This is a genomic window from Sneathiella chungangensis, assembly GCF_009882935.1.
Classification (GTDB): domain Bacteria; phylum Pseudomonadota; class Alphaproteobacteria; order Sneathiellales; family Sneathiellaceae; genus Sneathiella; species Sneathiella chungangensis.
This window is the reverse complement of the sequence record NZ_WTVA01000001.1, coordinates 90,065-105,868: the sequence shown is the minus strand read 5'-3', so window position 1 is coordinate 105,868 and position 15,804 is coordinate 90,065. Positions and strand designations below refer to the sequence as shown.

Sequence of the window (15,804 nt, the reverse complement as noted above, 5' to 3'; positions counted from 1 at the left end):
CGGCCCGCGATCCGTCATGTTCCGCCGCTATTTTCTGTTCCTTTTCACGGAAATGACGCAATCGGGACGTAAATTTAATCTTGATTTTGGGCCTGCAAGGTTTCAGAATTCATTTATATGTCCGGATTTGTGAAGGTTAAGAGAAAGAAAGAGGAGCGGCGTCTTGAACTGACCGGTCTTGTCGCGTGCCAAGACGCAACATCGCGGAATTGACAGCTTTATTTGAAGCGGGAAGCAACAGAAACCTGAATTTCCGGCTATTTAGGAAGGTAGCCGGACTGTTGTCTCCCCGACGCGAATAATGAACAGGAGTTGCTATGTTCCTATTGTCGCAAATACTCAAACGCATCATCAAGCAGGGAACTCTCACTGTTTTTGACGCGGACGGCCGTGAACATTTCTACAAGGGAACGGAAGACGGACCGACGGTCACACTCCGCCTGCATTCGAAAAAGACGGCGCTCAAACTCGCGCTCTATCCCAAGCTCTATCTCGGCGAAGCCTATATGGACGGCGATATCACCCTCGATGGCGGCGATATCTACGATCTTCTCGACCTGTTCACGCGCAATCTCGGCTGGGGCTCGCGTCATCCGCTCGCCACTTTCGGCGATACCCTCTACCGCATCTACTGGTTTTTCAGGCAGTTCAACCCGCGCGGCCGGGCGCAGCGGAACGTCGCCCATCATTATGATCTCGGCGATGATTTCTACGCCCTCTTCCTCGATGAGAACCGGCAGTATTCCTGCGCCTATTTCAAGACGCCGGAGGATAGCCTGGAACAGGCGCAGCTTCAAAAAATGGCGCATATCGCCGCCAAACTCGCCCTCAAGCCGGGCCTGAAGGTGCTGGATATCGGCTGCGGCTGGGGCGGCATGGCCCGTTTTCTCGCCGAGAATGCCGATGTTGAGGCGACCGGCGTCACGCTCTCCAAGAACCAGCATGGCTATGCCCGGGAAAAGGCGCAACAGATGGGCCTTGCAAGCAAGGTCGATTACCGCCTCGTCGATTACCGCGACGTGACCGACAAATTCGACCGCATCGTCTCCGTCGGCATGTTCGAGCATGTCGGTGTTCCGCATTACGGGGAGTTTTTCCGCAAGGTGAAATCCATCCTCACCGATGACGGCGTCGCGCTCCTGCATACCATCGGCACCGCCGACCGCCCCTCGCCGACCAATGCCTGGATCGACAAATATATCTTCCCCGGCGGCTATATCCCGCCGCTCTCGCAGGTGATGCCGGAAATCGAGAAGGCCGGGCTCTATGTCACGGATGTCGAGATTTTGCGTGTGCATTACGCCGATACCCTGCGGGCCTGGCGGCAGCGGTTCCTCGCTCGCCTAGACGAGGTGACGGCGCTGTATGACGAGCGGTTCTGCCGGATGTGGGATTTCTACCTGTGCGCCAGCGAGGTGTCCTTCCGCAACAGCGGCCTCGTCGTCTTCCAGATCCAGCTCTCCAAGCGTCTGCTGGATCTGCCGCTGACCCGCGGCTATATCACCGAGATCGAGGAAAACGAGCTCAACCCGGCCCGCATCGCGGCGGAATAGACGCCCCTACTCCACCGTTACGGATTTTGCGAGGTTGCGGGGCTGGTCGACGTCGGTGCCTTTCAACACGGCAACATGATAGGCGAGGATCTGCACCGGGATCGCATAGAGGATCGGGGCAACAAACGGGTCGACCTTCGGCAGCTCGATCGAGCCCAGGGCCCGCCCGCCAAGCTGCTTAATGCCGTCCGCGTCGGAGAGGAAGATCACCCGGGCATTCCGAGCCATCACCTCCTGCATGTTGGAGGCGGTCTTCTCGAAATAGGGATCGGAGGGCGCGACGACAATCACCGGCACCAACTCGTCAATCAGCGCGATGGGGCCGTGCTTGAGTTCCCCGGCCGCATAGCCTTCCGCATGGATATAGGAGATTTCCTTCAGTTTCAGCGCGCCCTCTAGCGCGATGGGATAGCCCGTGCCGCGGCCGATATAAAGAACGTCCCGCGCCTCGAAGATGGCTTCCGCGAGCGCCTTGATATTCTCGTCACTGTCAAGGATTTCGGCGGCGCGCGCCGGCACCTCAGAGAGCGCCGCGCAGAGCCGCGCCTCCTCCTCATGATCAATGATCCCGCGCTTGACCCCGGCATCAATGGCGATACAGGCGAGCGTCACCAGCTGGCAGGTAAAGGCCTTGGTGGAGGCGACGCCGATTTCCGGCCCGGCCTGGGTATGGAAGACGAAATCCGATTCCCGCCCCATGGAGCTTTCCTCCACATTGACGATGGAGGCAATATGCTGCCCATGTTCCTTCGCATATTTGAGCGCGGCCAACGTATCCGCCGTCTCGCCGGACTGCGAGATAAAGAGCGCGAGACCGCCTTTTTTGAGCGGCATCTGCCGGTAACGGAATTCGGAGGCGATATCGACCTCGACATTGAGATCCGCAATCCCCTCGAACCAGTATTTCGCGATCATCCCGGCGTAAAAGGACGTGCCGCAGGCAACGATGGTCATTTTCGGCAGATCGTTCCAGTCGAACGGCAGGTCGGGCAGCGTGATGGTGCGGCTTTTCGGATTGAAGAAGGCGTTTAGCGTCTCGCCCATCACGGCGGGCTGCTCGGCGATTTCCTTCATCATGAAATGGCGGTGATTGCCCTTGCCGATCATCGCGCCGGAAAGCTGCGTCTGTTTGATCGGTCGTTCGACCTGCTTGCCGTCCTTGTCATAGAAGGTGGCGCCGTCGCGGGTGAGCACGGCCCAGTCATCCTCCTCGAGATAGGAAATCCGCACGGTGAGCGGCGCGAGCGCAAGCGCGTCGGAGCCGAGGAACATCTCCCCGTCGCCCCAGCCAACGGCCAGCGGCGCGCCGCGACGGGCGCCGATCATCAGGTTGTCATGGCCCTTGAAAATCACGGCAAGCGAAAAGGCGCCATGCAAATGTTTCAGCACGGCGGCCATGGCCTCCTCCGGGGTTTTGCCATCGTCGATATAGCTGGTGATATATTGCGCCGCGATCTCCGTATCGGTCTCGGATTCGAACGTATAGCCCTTCGCGGTCAGCTCATCGGCGAGCTCGCGGTAATTCTCGATAATGCCGTTATGGACGAGCGCGATCTGCTTGGTCATATGCGGATGGGCATTGACCTCGTTCGGCACGCCATGGGTCGCCCAGCGGGTATGGCCGATGCCCGCCAGCCCTTGCAGGCTGTTGCCCTCCAGCACCCTTTCAAGGTTCTCGAGCTTGCCCTCGGCGCGGCGGCGGTCAATCCCGCCCGCGGTCAGGGTCGCGATCCCGGCGCTGTCATAGCCGCGATATTCCAGGCGCTTCAGCCCGCCGATCAGGGACGGCACTACATCCTTCTTGCCGAGAACGCCGATAATTCCGCACATATTCCAATGATCCTTTAAATCAGTCCCGCGCTATTTCGCGAGTTTCGCTTTCAAGTCCCGGAAGCGTTTCGCCCAGCCCGGTTTCTGTTTCTCCTCGGCCCGCTCGATCACGAGCGCATCCGCCGCCACATCCTTCGAGATCGTGCTGCCCGCGCCGACAATCGCGCCGTCGCCGATCTTCACCGGCGCGACAAGCGCGGTATTGGAGCCGATGAAGGCCCCGGCCCCGATATCGGTCTTGAACTTGTCAAAACCGTCGTAATTGCAGGTGATGGTGCCCGCGCCGATATTTGCCTCCGCGCCGATGCGCGCATCGCCGATATAGGAAAGATGGCTGACCTTCGCGCCCATCTCGATTTGCGACTTCTTCACCTCGACGAAATTGCCGATCTTCACATCCTTCGCAATCTCCGCGCCGGGGCGCAGCCGCGCGAAGGGACCGATCTGCGCCGCCTCGCCAATTGTCGTTCCTTCCAGATGGCTATAGGCCTTGATGCGGACATTGTCACCCACGGTGACCCTGGGTCCGAAGAAAACACCGGGTTCGATCACCACATCGCGCCCGAGTTTGGTGTCATGGCTGAACCAGACGGTGTCGGGGTCGATCAGGGTCGCCCCGTCTGCCATCGCCGCCGCGCGCCAGCGCTTTTGCGCGATGGCTTCCGCCTCGGCCAGCTGGGCGCGGTTGTTGACGCCCAGGAGCTCCTCTTCCTCGCCCTTCACATAGGCGCAGGTAAGGCCGTTCCCGATCGCAATCCCGACAATATCGGTGAGATAATATTCGCCCTTGGCGTTCTTGTTGTCGACCGCCTCGATAAGATGCGCGAGATGTGCACCGTCAATCGCCATCACGCCGGAATTACAGAGGCCGACAGCGCGTTCTTCGGCGCTCGCGTCGGCGAATTCGACAATGGCGGTGAGATTGCCGCTCGCATCCGTCACCAGACGGCCATATTCCGCCGGATCGTCCGGCTCGAATCCCAGCACGACGACGGCGCAATCCTTCTCGGCGCGGCGCTTTTCGATCATTTTATGCAACGTCGCCGCCTCGATCAGCGGGGTGTCGCCATAGAGGATCAGCACATCGCCGGTGAACCCCTTGAGGCTCCCGAGCGCCGCAGCGACCGCATGGCCGGTGCCGAGGGCTTCCTGCTGGATGGCAATCTCGGCGGGCGCGACCTCCTTCTGCACCGCCTCCATGCCCGGCGCGGTGACCACCACGATCTTCGCGGGATCGAGGCCGCCAACGGTGGCCAGCAGATGCGAAATCATCGGCCGTCCGCCCACTTCATGCATGACTTTGGCCTTGGCCGATTTCATGCGGGTTCCGGCTCCGGCGGCAAGGACAACGGCGGCGATGGATGACATATCTTTACTCGTTTTTCAGCAAACTTGACTATACTTTGGCCTAAATAACACCTAATCCTACAGGATAAACAAATAAAAAAATGTTACCGGATTTTACATAGATGCAGGATATTGCAATAATTTTCGACCTCGACGGCACGCTTGTCGATACCGCGCCGGACATTCATGACACGCTCAATCACACGCTGCGCCTTGCGGGGCGCGCCACCCTTGACCTGGCGCAGGTTCGCGACCTGATTGGCCAGGGCGCCCGCGCGCTCCTTCAAAAAGGCCTGATCGTGACGGGCGGCATGCCGGAAAGCGAGAAATTTGAAGAGCTTGTAACCATTTTCTTCGACTATTACCTGAGCCACCTCAGCGACCGAAGCAGACCCTTTGACGGCGTCGTCGCGGCGCTCGAGGCGTTTCAGGCGGAGGGCGCCAGGATGGGGGTCTGCACCAACAAGTCAATCCAGTTTGCGACGCCGCTCCTTGAAAATCTCGATCTGAGCCGGTTTTTCTCTGCCACCACCGGCGGCGACAGCTTTGCGGTCAAAAAACCCGATGCGGGCCATATCACCGGCACGCTCGATCTGATGGGCCATAACGGCGGCAGGGCCTTCATGATCGGGGATTCCATCAACGATATTCTGGCCGCGCGCAACGCCGGCATCCCGAGCGTCGCGGTCAGCTTCGGCTATACGGAAACCCCGGTCCATGAATTGGGCCCCGATCACATCATCGATCACTTCAACGAGCTGTTCCCGCTGATCAAATCGCTTTGAGGGCTGACATCAGCCTCCCTCATATCGCATGTCCTGAATCTCGCTCAAGGCCGTCTGTTCGGGGACAAATACGGTGTAATAGGTCAGAAGGTAAGTCCCTTCCTGGAATACCTTGAGATAGTAGGTTTTGCCTTCAACAACCTCAAGAATAAACTCCTGATCTATATACATGCCATCCGTATGGAATTTATGTGTTCCGGGCTCCATCTGATGAGTGAGATATCCACCGGTATGAAGTTCTCCGATCAGTTGACCGCCGGCGACGAAGGGTGTCGTTCCACCGCTCCCCTTTAATTGAGTACTGACCCTGTATACGTAAACAAGCGCTTTGCCCGGTTCCGGTTTTAATCCCGCGTTATATTCGGAAAATTTGGGACCACTGGCGGACGCGCAGCCTGCGAGAACAAGAAAAGCAATGAGGGAAAGAACGATACGCATGGAATTCCTCTCTAAACCTGGTTGAGATTGTTAGAAAGTAGTGGTGTGGAGGGGTTTACGTGCCCTGATAGCGCGTGAGTTTGAGTTCCGGAAGCGCCTGATCCTCAAGCAAAAGTTTGACAGTGAAGGTTCCGGTCCAAGTGCCCGGTTCATAGTCAATTCGTAGATAATATGTCTGACCGGCAACCATCTCGATTTTTGTGGGCTCATCTATGCCGGTCGTTTCGGTGAAGAGAGTATGTACCCCTGGATCGGCTTCATAAACAAAATACCCGCCGACATTTACGGCCCCAACGTCTTTTCCATCGTCTAATAGATGTGCGGACACGCCGGATCCGATTATGGTGTCGATCCGATAGACATAAACAAGAGCCTTGCCCGGTGCCGGCGTATTGATGTTGTTCCTTTCTGTGTACAACGGACCACTGGCAGAACAGCCAACAAGAACAAGAAATGCAATGAGGGAAAGAACGATACGCATAGAGACACCTGAAAATTTTATTGCTGTCTCCCCTCCTACCCTGCCGCGGGAAGATTCACAATAATAAATTGAGGCCGATATCCGGCTTATTCCTCTTTAAAGAGCGGGAGGGAGGCAATTTTGTTGCCGGACGGGATCTGCCGGGTCTTGATCCAGTCGGCGATATCGCGCCAGACGACTGGCCCCTGCAAATCGCGCAGCAGCATATGCCAGCCGTTCTCATAAAGCACGATATCGGCGCCCGGCGGCAGCTCGGCGGCGACCTTTTCCACCGGGTCCTTCGGCACCAGCTGGTCATTCGCGCCATAGAGCATCAGGATCGGCAGCCTGATGTCCTTCGCCGCGTCATAGGCGGCGTCCATGAGGCCGACGAGGCCATAGACGCTGTCGATCCGGGTTTCCTTGATGAACAGCGGATCGGCGCCGAGGTTGCGCAGCATCGAGATATTGTCGGAGGCCTGGATGCCGAGCCCCCGCCCGGTCAGCTTGACGCTTGGAAAGGTATGCGCGGCGGTCCAGAGAACCGCTTGATAGAAGGGATTGAGCGACTGCCAGCCCCAGACCGCCGGGGCCGAGAGGATGATGCCGTCAACCTTCGGGAAGCCGTCGCTCGTCACCGCCGTGATCACCACCGCGCCGCCCATGCTCTCGCCAATGAGGTAGATCGGCTTGCCCGGATATTTTCCCCTCACTTCGCGGACCATGGTCGCAAGATCCCTGATCAGTAGCTCCTGCCCCGGCCAGATGCCGAAATTCAGCGCCCTGCCAAAGCCGCGCTGATCATAGGCGATGGTGGTAATGCCCTGCCCCATCCACCAGCTCGCGGGGAAGGCATAGGAATTGCTGTAATCGTTGAAGCCATGCACGGCGATGAGGATAGCGGCGGGATCGCCCTCGGCGGGCCAGACCTTGACAGGCAGGGTTTCGCCGTCCGGGCTCTTGAGATGATCGCCGTTCAGCTCCGCCGCGATATTCTGCTCCCCCGCTTCCTGCACCACCGGCGCGCAGGCCACCACAAGGGCGCCGAGCCAGATTGCCGCGGCAAGGCGGATCACGGAGTTCATCGATCCCTCTCTTTCAATAGCCCCTGCACCCGGGCGCGCAGCTCCGGGATAACCTCCCGCTCGAACCAGTCGTTTTTCTTCATCCAGCCGACCACCCGCCAGCTTGGATGCGGCAGCGGCAGGAGGTCCGGCGCATAGTTCCGATGGCTCGCCACCGTTTCCGTCAGGGTCTTCTTGCGCGCCGAGGACAGGTAATATTTATGCGCATATTGCCCGACGGCCAGGGTCAGATTCACCTTTTCCAGCAGCGGGATCAGGCGCGGATGCCAGGTTTGCGCGCATTCGGGGCGCGGCGGCGCATCGCCGCCCTTCGCAAGTTTGCCCGGATAACAGAATCCCTGCGGCACGATCGCGAAATATTTCGGATTATAGAAGGTCTCCTTATCGACGCCGAGCCAATCGCGCAGCCGGTCCCCCGACGGATCATCCCAGGGAATACCGCTCGCATGGACCTTGGTGCCCGGGGCCTGCCCGGCGATCAGGATGGGTGCCGAGACATCGGCGACAAGAACGGGGCGCGGCCCGAGCGGCAGATGCGCCTCGCAGATCCGGCAGGCGCGGATTTCCGTCAGGAGACTTTTCAGCGAATCGCAGTTTTCCGTCATCGACCAATCACCCGGACCGGTCAGGCGCCGCCGGTAAACAGCGCATCGAGACGCGGCCGCACTGCGGCGGGGGGACGGTGCAGGACAAGATCGTCCGGCGTCGATTCCCGCCATCTGTCTTCAATTTTCTTCGTTATTTTTACGCCTCTTGCAAGGCAGATTTCAAGATTTACCTTAACGATTTCCCCGGCCTCTCCCTGCGGGTAGCAGGCCGGACTATGCAGCCCGATGTCATAGTCCTGCATCGCCAGCCAGCTGGCGGCCCGTCTGCCCTCAAGGATCAGGATGGGATCACTCACCTTTAAAATTACCCGGTCGTTTCTCAAAGAAGGCGTTGATGGCCTCCGCATGGTCCTTGGTGTGATGGGAAGCCGCCTGGAAGGCCGCCGACATCTCCAGCAGGCTGTCGAGGCGCATATGCTCCCCTTCGCGCAGGAGTTTCTTGGACATGCGAAGCGCATGGGGCGGGTTCGCCGCGATGCGATTGGCAAGGTCCTTCGCCGCCGTCATCAGCTCCGCATCCTCCACGATCCGGGAGACAAGGCCCCAATCGAGTGCGGTTGCGGCGTCAATCATGTCGCCGGTGAAGGTCAGTTCCGCGGCGCGGCTGCGCCCGATAACCCGCGGCAGGAACCAGGCCCCGCCATCGCCCGGAATGATGCCGAGTTTCACGAAACTTTCCGCGAACTTGGCGGATTTTCCGGCAATGCGGATATCGCACATGCAGGCAAGATCGCAGCCCGCGCCGACGGCCGGACCGTTCACGGCGGCAATGGTCGGCACTTCAAGGTCATAGAAGGCCAGCGGAATTTTCTGGATGCCGTGGCGATATCCCTGGCGCAGCTCCGTCGGGGAACCCGCGAACAGCCCTTCCTTGTCGCGCATATGCTTGACATTCCCGCCGGCGGAGAAGGCCTTGCCCGCCCCCGTCAGGATCACGCAGCGCACGCTGTTGTCTTTGTTGATACGGTCCGCCGCACTCAGGAATGCGTCGAAGATGACATCATCGGAGAGGGCATTACGCTCCTCCGGCCGATTGATCGTGAGGGTTACAACTCCCCCATCTTGTTCATATAAAAGAGCTTCAGTCATAGCGCCAAGCTACCCAATTGATCCGGAAATAGGAAGCGCGAAATGCGCCGCCGAACAATTATTCCCGCTAATCTCAGGCGGTGCGGCCGTAGAAGGTCATCTGCGCTTCCGTCGAAAGGGCGATCCCCGGTTCCGTGTTATAGGCAAGGACGGCCAGCAGGCGGGTGCGCGTTCCCGCGTTTGGCGTCACCCGGTGCAGGGCATTGCGACCGCGAAACAGGACAAGCGCCCCGGCATCGAGGGCGAGCCGCTTCACTGGCGTCCGCCCGTCCAGCACATCGGCGACGCCGTCGTAATTCATATCGCCCGCATCAGCATCGCGAAGCGCCGTGACATATTCAAACTCCCCGCCGCTTGTTGCGGGCTGCACCATCAAAGTGATCGCGAAGGAGGAATTATCGAAATGCCAGCCGAGTTCCTGCCCCGTCTCCGCATAATGCAGATTGACCGAGGAGAGCGGGTCGGCATAGTCGTACAGCGTCTCCTCCCCCAGGATATCGCAGAGAAAATCACGAAATTCCGGCGCATCATACAGGGTCTTGAGCGGGGAACCCTCTGGCAACTGGTCATCGGTGATGCAGCCCTTGGAAGAAATGACCATCCGGTTGCGGGTATGATCAGGGGGAAAGGACGGATCGACGGCGCTGAGATAGACCGTATGCTCCTCGCGTTTCGCATAGACCTTGTCGCGATGGACCTCCCCTTCGGCCTGAATGGCCGCGATCGCCGCTGGCGTCGCGAATTCCGGCAGGACCAGCACGCCGTCGTCATTCAGCCGCTTCCGGCAGGCGGCGCGAAAGCCGGCATCCTCGAGCGGATGGTGGTCAAAATCCACAATATCTGCCAGATTCATTTCTCTCTCCTCCGTGAAATCCGCGTAAAGCCGCGCCATCTTTGGAAAATGCGGCGACTTGCGCGCCTCCCGGCGGCCGCCAGCCTGAATACGGTTGCCGTCGGAATACTTGACATTACACCCTATAGGGAGGATCGTTGAAAGCAATCAGGGGTTCAACCTCAAAAATAAAAAAAGCGATCAAGGAACCCAATGTCCGCAACATCGACGCCCGCCGATTCCAGCTTCTCCTACAAAGGCATCTTCCTCTTCTGTTCCGCGATTTTCTTCTTCGCGGTCATGGACACCATCGTCAAATATGCGAACGAGACCTATCCGCCGGTGCAGGTCGTCTGGGCGCGCTATTTCTTTCATACGGTGCTGATGGCGGCGATCCTGCTACCCAAGCATGGCACGCGGCTGATCCGGACGAAGGCGCTGAAGATGCAGCTTATCCGCTCCATCTTCCTGCTGCTGGCCACCGTCAGTTTCTTTACGGCGGTGAAATATGTGCCGCTCGCCGATGCGGCGGCCCTCGGGGCGACGGCGCCGCTCTTCGTCATCATCTTTTCCGTCATTCTGCTCAAGGAGAAAGTCAACGTCCGGCGATGGGTGGCGGTCGCCATCGGCTTTGGCGGGGCGATGATCGTGCTCAGGCCCGGCATGCTGGAAATTCATCCGGCCCTGTTCCTGGTCATCGGCACATCGATTTTCTATTCGCTCTATCAGATTTCCACGCGGTTCCTCTCCGGCATCGATGATCCTGTCACCACCATCACCTATTCCGCCCTCGTCGGTACCGTCGTCATGAGCGCCGTCGTGCCCTTCTTCTGGGTGATGCCGGATTTGCACGGCTGGCTGATCCTCGGGGTGATCGGCTTTATCGGCGGCTTCAGCCATTTCATTATCATCAAGGCGTTCGATTACACGGCGGCCTCGACCGTCGCGCCGTTCCAATATACGCAATTGATCTGGATGGCCGTCTTCGGCTATTTCGTCTTCGGCAATTTCCCGGACAATTTCACCATCCTCGGCGCCGTCATCATCGTCGCCAGCGGCCTCTATATCCTCTACCGGGAGAACCAGATCAAAAAGGCCTGAGTTAGCTCGTTCCGATATCGGCGAGGTCGCCGTACATTTCCGGGCGGCGGTCGCGGAAGAACTGCCAGTTGTCGCGGATCTCCTTGATCATGTCCATATCCATGTCGGCGACGACCAGCTCATCTTTATCCTCGGAGGCCTGGGCGATGATCTCGCCGCGCGGATTGACCACATAGGAGGATCCGTAAAACTCCCCGATATTCCAGGGGGCCTCGGTGCCGACCCGGTTGGTCGCGCCGATATAGACGCCGTTCGCCACCGCCGAGGCGGGTTGTTCGAGCTCCCACAGATACTGGCTGACGCCCTTCACGGTCGCCGACGGGTTGACGATATATTCCGCGCCGTTCAGCGCAAGCGCCCGCCAGCCTTCCGGGAAATGCCGGTCATAACAGATATAGACGCCAAGCTTGCAATAGGCGGTCTGGAACACCGGCCAGCCGGAATTACCGGGGCGGAAGAAGAATTTCTCCCAGAAACCGGCGACCTGCGGGATGTGGGTCTTGCGGTACTTGCCAAGATATTTTCCGTCCGCATCGATGACGGCGGCGGTATTATAGTAAATGCCGGTCTTTTCCTGCTCATAGATCGGCACGACGATGACCATGTTATGCTTCTTCGCATAGTCCTGCATCAGCTTGACGGTGGGGCCGTCCGGAATGCTTTCCGTCGCCGCGTACCATTTGGAATCTTGCGAGGGGCAGAAATAAGGTTGCGTGAACACCTCCTGAAAGGAGAGCACCTGCACGCCCTTCTTGCCCGCCTCCTCGATCAGGGGGATATGCGCCTCGATCATTTTATCGCGAATTTGCTCCGGGCTCATGTCCGTGTTGCCCTTGAGGCCCATCTGGATTAGCCCTGCCCGTACCGTTGTCATCGATCGTCTCCTTTATCCGCGGAATGGGATCAAATTTTTTGCATTTTTTGACCGTTTGGTCAGGATTTTAACTATCAATTTTGAAAAGGCAAAGCTAAAATACCGTCAAAATCAGGCTACGAAAAAATACCTGCAGGACGAGGAGATGAATATGTCGACTTTCATACGCGGGGGCACCGTCGTTACCTCCGAAACCACCTTCCGGGCTGATATTCTGTGCGATGACGGCGTGATCAAGGCCATCGGTAACGATCTGGAGGCGCCGTCGAACGCCGAGGTTGTCGACGCCGGCGGGCAATATGTGATGCCGGGCGGAATCGATCCGCATACCCATATGCAGCTGCCCTTCATGGGCACCGTCGCGTCGGAGGATTTCGAGACCGGTACCGCCGCCGCGCTCGCGGGCGGGACGACGCAGATCATCGACTTTGTCATCCCCGATCCTGAAGAACCACTCATGGACGCGTACCAGAAATGGCGCGGCTGGGCGGAGAAATCCGTTTCCGACTACAGTTTTCATGTCGCCATCACCTGGTGGGACGATACGGTGCATCGGGACATGGGCATCCTCGCCGAGAAAGAGGGCGTGAATTCTTTCAAGCATTTCATGGCCTACAAGAACGCCATCATGGTCTCCGACGAGATGATGCTGGCCAGCTTCGCACGCTGCCGCGAACTGGGCGCGATGGCCACCGTCCATGCGGAAAACGGCGAGATGGTCTATTACCTGCAACAGGAAATGCTGGCGAAAGGCATCACCGGACCGGAAGGGCATCCGCAGTCGCGCCCGCCGGAAGTTGAGGGCGAAGCCGCCAACCGCGCCATCCGGACGGCGCAGGTCCTGCAAACGCCGGTCTATATCGTTCATGTTTCCTGCAAGGAATCGCTCGAAGCCATCACCCGCGCCCGGCTGGAGGGTCAGCGGGTCTTCGGGGAATGTCTCGCCGGGCATCTGCTGATCGATGACAGCGTCTATTACAACGACGATTTCGAATATGCCGCCGCCCATGTGATGAGCCCGCCCTTCCGTCCGAAGGATCATCAGCGGGCGCTCTGGCGCGGGCTGCAATCGGGGAACCTGCAAACCACGGCGACCGATCACTGTTGCTTCTGCGCGCCGCAGAAGGCGGCCGGGCGCGATAACTTCACCCTGATCCCGAACGGTACCTCCGGCGTTGAGGATCGCATGGCGGTGCTCTGGCATCACGGGGTGAATTCCGGCAAGCTGACCATGAACGAATTTGTCAAGGTCACCTCCACCAACGCCGCGCAGATCTTCAATATCCATCCGCGCAAAGGCTCGCTCTCCGTCGGCGCCGATGCCGACATCGTGGTGTGGGATCCGGAAATGACGCGCACCATCTCGGCCAAAACCCATCACCAGAATATCGATTTCAATATCTTTGAAGGCATGGAAGTGAAGGGCAGCCCGAGCCATACGATCAGCCAGGGCAAGGTCGTCTTCAAGGACGGTCAGCTCAATGTGGTCAAGGGCGCGGGTCGCTATATCAAGCGCCCGACCTTCAACACGCATTTCGGCGCGCTCGAAAAACGCCGCAAGGAAACGGCGCCTCGCAAGGTCTCCCGCACCGCGGAGGCCGCCGAATAATCATTCCTCCCGGGCTTCTCCTGGAAAAGGTCTCGGTGCTCCGGCGCCGGGGCCTTTTTTTACGAATTCCAGCCGGTTGACGGGGCAAAACGGTCTGGACAGATATATTTATCTTGTATACTAAATATACGTACACTAGATAAAAGGAGATTCCGGGATGGAATCCATTGAAAGCTGTATCAGTTTCCTGTCGGGCAAGGCGGCGCAGAATATCGCCAGACACTCCCGTTCGCGATTGGGCCAGCATGACATCACGCCCATCCAATTTGCCGTCCTTCAGGCGGTCTGGGAGGCGCCGGGACGGAAAGCGTCGGACCTTACGGCCTATCTGCTTATCGACAGCGCGACGATCACAGGCGTCATTGACCGGCTTTGCCGCATTGACATGCTGGAGCGTCGTCCCGATGCCTCCGACAGGCGGGCGAACCGCTTGTTCCTGACGCCCACGGGCGCGGCTCTTATCGGTGAATTGCAGGCCCAGATGGATCACCTCAATGCCGAGGTGGCCAACGCCTTTGGAGAGGATGCGGATAAACTTTGGGACCTGTTGAAGCGGCTTGCCGCATTTCAGCCGACAAAAGGAAAAACGGCGCATGTTTGATACGAAGATTGCCATAATGGTGCGGGAGGATCTTGCGGTCTGGCAAAAGCTGAATGTCACTGCTTTCCTGATGAGCGGCATCACCAATGCGACGCCGGACCTTATCGGGGAGCGCTATGTCGATGCCGAAGGGCATGACCATATGGGCCTTTCAATTCAGCCGGTCATTGTCCTGACGGGGGCGGCGAATGTCCTTCGCAATGCGCGAAACCGCGCCCGCGACCGGGGAATCGATACCGCCGTCTATATCGAGGAAATGTTTGCGACCGGCCATGACGAAGCCAATCGCGCGGTCTTTCGCCAGCATGGCCCGGACGAGGAAAATGTCGTCGGCCTCGCCTTGCGGGCAGAGAAGAAGATCGTCGACAAGATCACCAAGGGCGCAAAGATGCACGGCTGATTTCATCCGGCGATATTTGCCGGCACCGGTTACGGCGTTTTTAAAGGCACACGGAGGAGCAGGCCGAATTCCTCGGCGAAATTGACGGAAACGCGGGCGTGCACCTTGCCCTGCCGGTCGTAGAAGCGGCCCTTCTCGCGGATGGGAAAGACGCCCTCATGCCAGATATTGGGATGGATATAGAGGCCCTTCGTGCCGTCGCAATAGAAGGCGACGAAATCCTCCGGCTGCACATCGTCACCGGGCAGCGCGAGGGGCACCATGAAGGGCGTTCCGTCCAGCGAATAGAACAGCTGCCCGCCGTCGGGATGATAGTTCGCATGCCAGAGCAGCACCTGGTCCTGCTCCCGCGTCGCCATCTTGCGGTCCGCCTTTTCCGGGCTCACGGACCAGCCGAGGATATAGGTGTCCTTCACCGCGTTGTTGCGACCCCAGAGCACATCGCCTTCCCACCAGAATTCGAAAATTCCGTCGACCGTGCCGCCCTGGTTCCCGGTGCCCTCATCGACCGGGCGCGCCCCCGTGGAGGTCGGCCAGGTGACGATCTCGACCGGGAAATTCTCGTAATCGGTGACGAGCCGGCCATAGCCTTTCAACGCCGCGTCCGTCGCGATGATCACGGGCATGTCGAGATGCGGCAGATCCTCCGGAATATCCGGATTGAGAAAATCGGGCGACTTGACGGTATTGGAGGAGAGCATGGTGCATTTCCTTGGATATTTTCCCCAATTAAGCCACAGCCACAAAAAAAAGGGAAGGTCTCCCGTCCCTTTTCGGATCACGCCCGGCCAGCGGGCTATTTTCGGCAATGATTTTTTTCCGGCCTCACGCCGCCTGGCTTGCCTGCAACGTCACGTGCGAAGATCCATCAGCCGACCAGGAATTTCACCCGGTCGTCAGCCATCGCCGGCGTGAATTCCAGCACTTCCGCCGTGACGACATTTTCTTCAACGAAGGGATCAGTATCGACGCGGTGCTGAATTTCATCACGCGATGCATTATGCGCCAGTATCGCCCCGCCGGCGTTCGGCTGCAGGCTGCCAATCAAGAGAAACACCCCGTCTTCAAGGCCGCGTTTGATCCAGGCCTTATGCGCGTCCATGAAGGCGGTCGCCTGTTCTCTTTTCTCCGAAAATTTAAGCAGAATGATGAACATTTTTGTTTCTCCCTGAAGTAAGCTGTATGCGTGGTC

Annotated in this window: 18 protein-coding genes; 6 read left to right on the top strand and 12 right to left on the bottom strand. The window is 58.7% G+C overall.

Going from position 1 to position 15,804, the window contains the following annotated elements; translation table 11 throughout:
* The first annotated feature begins 317 nt into the window (after positions 1-317).
* Positions 318-1,553, top strand: coding sequence for an SAM-dependent methyltransferase (locus GQF03_RS00540; RefSeq protein ID WP_161337237.1), 1,236 nt, complete (start codon positions 318-320; stop codon positions 1,551-1,553).
* 6 nt (positions 1,554-1,559) lie between these two features.
* On the opposite strand, the gene glmS is transcribed toward GQF03_RS00540, so the two are convergent.
* The gene (glmS, locus tag GQF03_RS00535) at positions 1,560-3,383 is read right to left on the bottom strand and encodes a glutamine--fructose-6-phosphate transaminase (isomerizing) (protein ID WP_161337236.1); all 1,824 of its coding nucleotides are present in this window, start codon (positions 3,381-3,383) and stop codon (positions 1,560-1,562) included.
* Between the two features lie 30 nt (positions 3,384-3,413).
* Positions 3,414-4,751 carry a bifunctional UDP-N-acetylglucosamine diphosphorylase/glucosamine-1-phosphate N-acetyltransferase GlmU gene (gene glmU, locus GQF03_RS00530; protein ID WP_161337235.1) on the bottom strand — a complete coding sequence of 446 codons (1,338 nt, stop codon included), beginning with the start codon at positions 4,749-4,751 and terminating at the stop codon, positions 3,414-3,416.
* 101 nt (positions 4,752-4,852) lie between these two features.
* Between glmU and gph the strand changes: the two genes are divergently transcribed.
* Positions 4,853-5,515: a phosphoglycolate phosphatase gene (gph, locus tag GQF03_RS00525; RefSeq protein ID WP_161337234.1), complete on the top strand. Its 663-nt coding sequence runs from the start codon at positions 4,853-4,855 to the stop codon at positions 5,513-5,515.
* A gap of 9 nt (positions 5,516-5,524) precedes the next feature.
* On the opposite strand, the gene GQF03_RS00520 is transcribed toward gph, so the two are convergent.
* The 7 genes from GQF03_RS00520 to GQF03_RS00490 form a co-directional block, all read right to left on the bottom strand.
* Positions 5,525-5,953, bottom strand: a complete 429-nt coding sequence (locus tag GQF03_RS00520) for a DUF2846 domain-containing protein (protein WP_161337233.1) — start codon at positions 5,951-5,953, stop codon at positions 5,525-5,527.
* A gap of 55 nt (positions 5,954-6,008) precedes the next feature.
* The gene (locus tag GQF03_RS00515) at positions 6,009-6,434 is read right to left on the bottom strand and encodes a DUF2846 domain-containing protein (RefSeq protein ID WP_161337232.1); all 426 of its coding nucleotides are present in this window, start codon (positions 6,432-6,434) and stop codon (positions 6,009-6,011) included.
* Positions 6,435-6,520: 86 nt separating this feature from the next.
* The gene (locus GQF03_RS00510; protein ID WP_161337231.1) at positions 6,521-7,498 is read right to left on the bottom strand and encodes an alpha/beta hydrolase; all 978 of its coding nucleotides are present in this window, start codon (positions 7,496-7,498) and stop codon (positions 6,521-6,523) included.
* The gene (locus GQF03_RS00505; protein WP_161337230.1) at positions 7,495-8,103 is read right to left on the bottom strand and encodes a uracil-DNA glycosylase family protein; all 609 of its coding nucleotides are present in this window, start codon (positions 8,101-8,103) and stop codon (positions 7,495-7,497) included. The genes GQF03_RS00510 and GQF03_RS00505 overlap by 4 nt, the downstream gene beginning before the upstream one ends.
* Before the next feature lie 20 nt (positions 8,104-8,123).
* Positions 8,124-8,402 carry a hypothetical protein gene (locus GQF03_RS00500; protein WP_161337229.1) on the bottom strand — a complete coding sequence of 93 codons (279 nt, stop codon included), beginning with the start codon at positions 8,400-8,402 and terminating at the stop codon, positions 8,124-8,126.
* Positions 8,395-9,195, bottom strand: a complete 801-nt coding sequence (locus GQF03_RS00495) for a crotonase/enoyl-CoA hydratase family protein (RefSeq protein WP_161337228.1) — start codon at positions 9,193-9,195, stop codon at positions 8,395-8,397. Before GQF03_RS00495 ends, GQF03_RS00500 begins: the two co-directional genes overlap by 8 nt.
* A gap of 73 nt (positions 9,196-9,268) precedes the next feature.
* On the bottom strand, positions 9,269-10,048 hold the full coding sequence (locus tag GQF03_RS00490; protein WP_174238714.1) for a 2OG-Fe(II) oxygenase: 780 nt from the start codon (positions 10,046-10,048) through the stop codon (positions 9,269-9,271).
* 192 nt (positions 10,049-10,240) lie between these two features.
* On the opposite strand from GQF03_RS00490, the gene GQF03_RS00485 reads away from it, so the two are divergent.
* Positions 10,241-11,128 (top strand): DMT family transporter, encoded by an 888-nt coding sequence (locus GQF03_RS00485; protein ID WP_161337227.1) that lies wholly within the window; start codon positions 10,241-10,243, stop codon positions 11,126-11,128.
* Position 11,129: 1 nt separating this feature from the next.
* Here GQF03_RS00485 and GQF03_RS00480 read toward each other — a convergent pair whose 3' ends face one another.
* Positions 11,130-12,002 (bottom strand): nitrilase-related carbon-nitrogen hydrolase, encoded by an 873-nt coding sequence (locus GQF03_RS00480; protein WP_161337226.1) that lies wholly within the window; start codon positions 12,000-12,002, stop codon positions 11,130-11,132.
* A 151-nt stretch (positions 12,003-12,153) separates the two neighbouring features.
* Between GQF03_RS00480 and hydA the strand changes: the two genes are divergently transcribed.
* From hydA to GQF03_RS00465, 3 genes are all read left to right on the top strand, one after another.
* Positions 12,154-13,611 carry a dihydropyrimidinase gene (gene hydA, locus GQF03_RS00475; RefSeq protein ID WP_161337225.1) on the top strand — a complete coding sequence of 486 codons (1,458 nt, stop codon included), beginning with the start codon at positions 12,154-12,156 and terminating at the stop codon, positions 13,609-13,611.
* A gap of 157 nt (positions 13,612-13,768) precedes the next feature.
* Positions 13,769-14,212: a MarR family winged helix-turn-helix transcriptional regulator gene (locus tag GQF03_RS00470; protein ID WP_161337224.1), complete on the top strand. Its 444-nt coding sequence runs from the start codon at positions 13,769-13,771 to the stop codon at positions 14,210-14,212.
* Positions 14,205-14,612, top strand: coding sequence for a DUF2000 family protein (locus tag GQF03_RS00465; RefSeq protein WP_161337223.1), 408 nt, complete (start codon positions 14,205-14,207; stop codon positions 14,610-14,612). Before GQF03_RS00470 ends, GQF03_RS00465 begins: the two co-directional genes overlap by 8 nt.
* Before the next feature lie 29 nt (positions 14,613-14,641).
* Here the strand turns inward: GQF03_RS00465 and GQF03_RS00460 are convergent, their stop codons facing one another.
* Entirely contained in the window at positions 14,642-15,313 is a 672-nt protein-coding gene (locus GQF03_RS00460; protein ID WP_206376053.1) for an ureidoglycolate lyase, read from the bottom strand.
* A 167-nt stretch (positions 15,314-15,480) separates the two neighbouring features.
* Positions 15,481-15,768: a YciI family protein gene (locus GQF03_RS00455; RefSeq protein ID WP_161337222.1), complete on the bottom strand. Its 288-nt coding sequence runs from the start codon at positions 15,766-15,768 to the stop codon at positions 15,481-15,483.
* Positions 15,769-15,804: the final 36 nt, after the last annotated feature.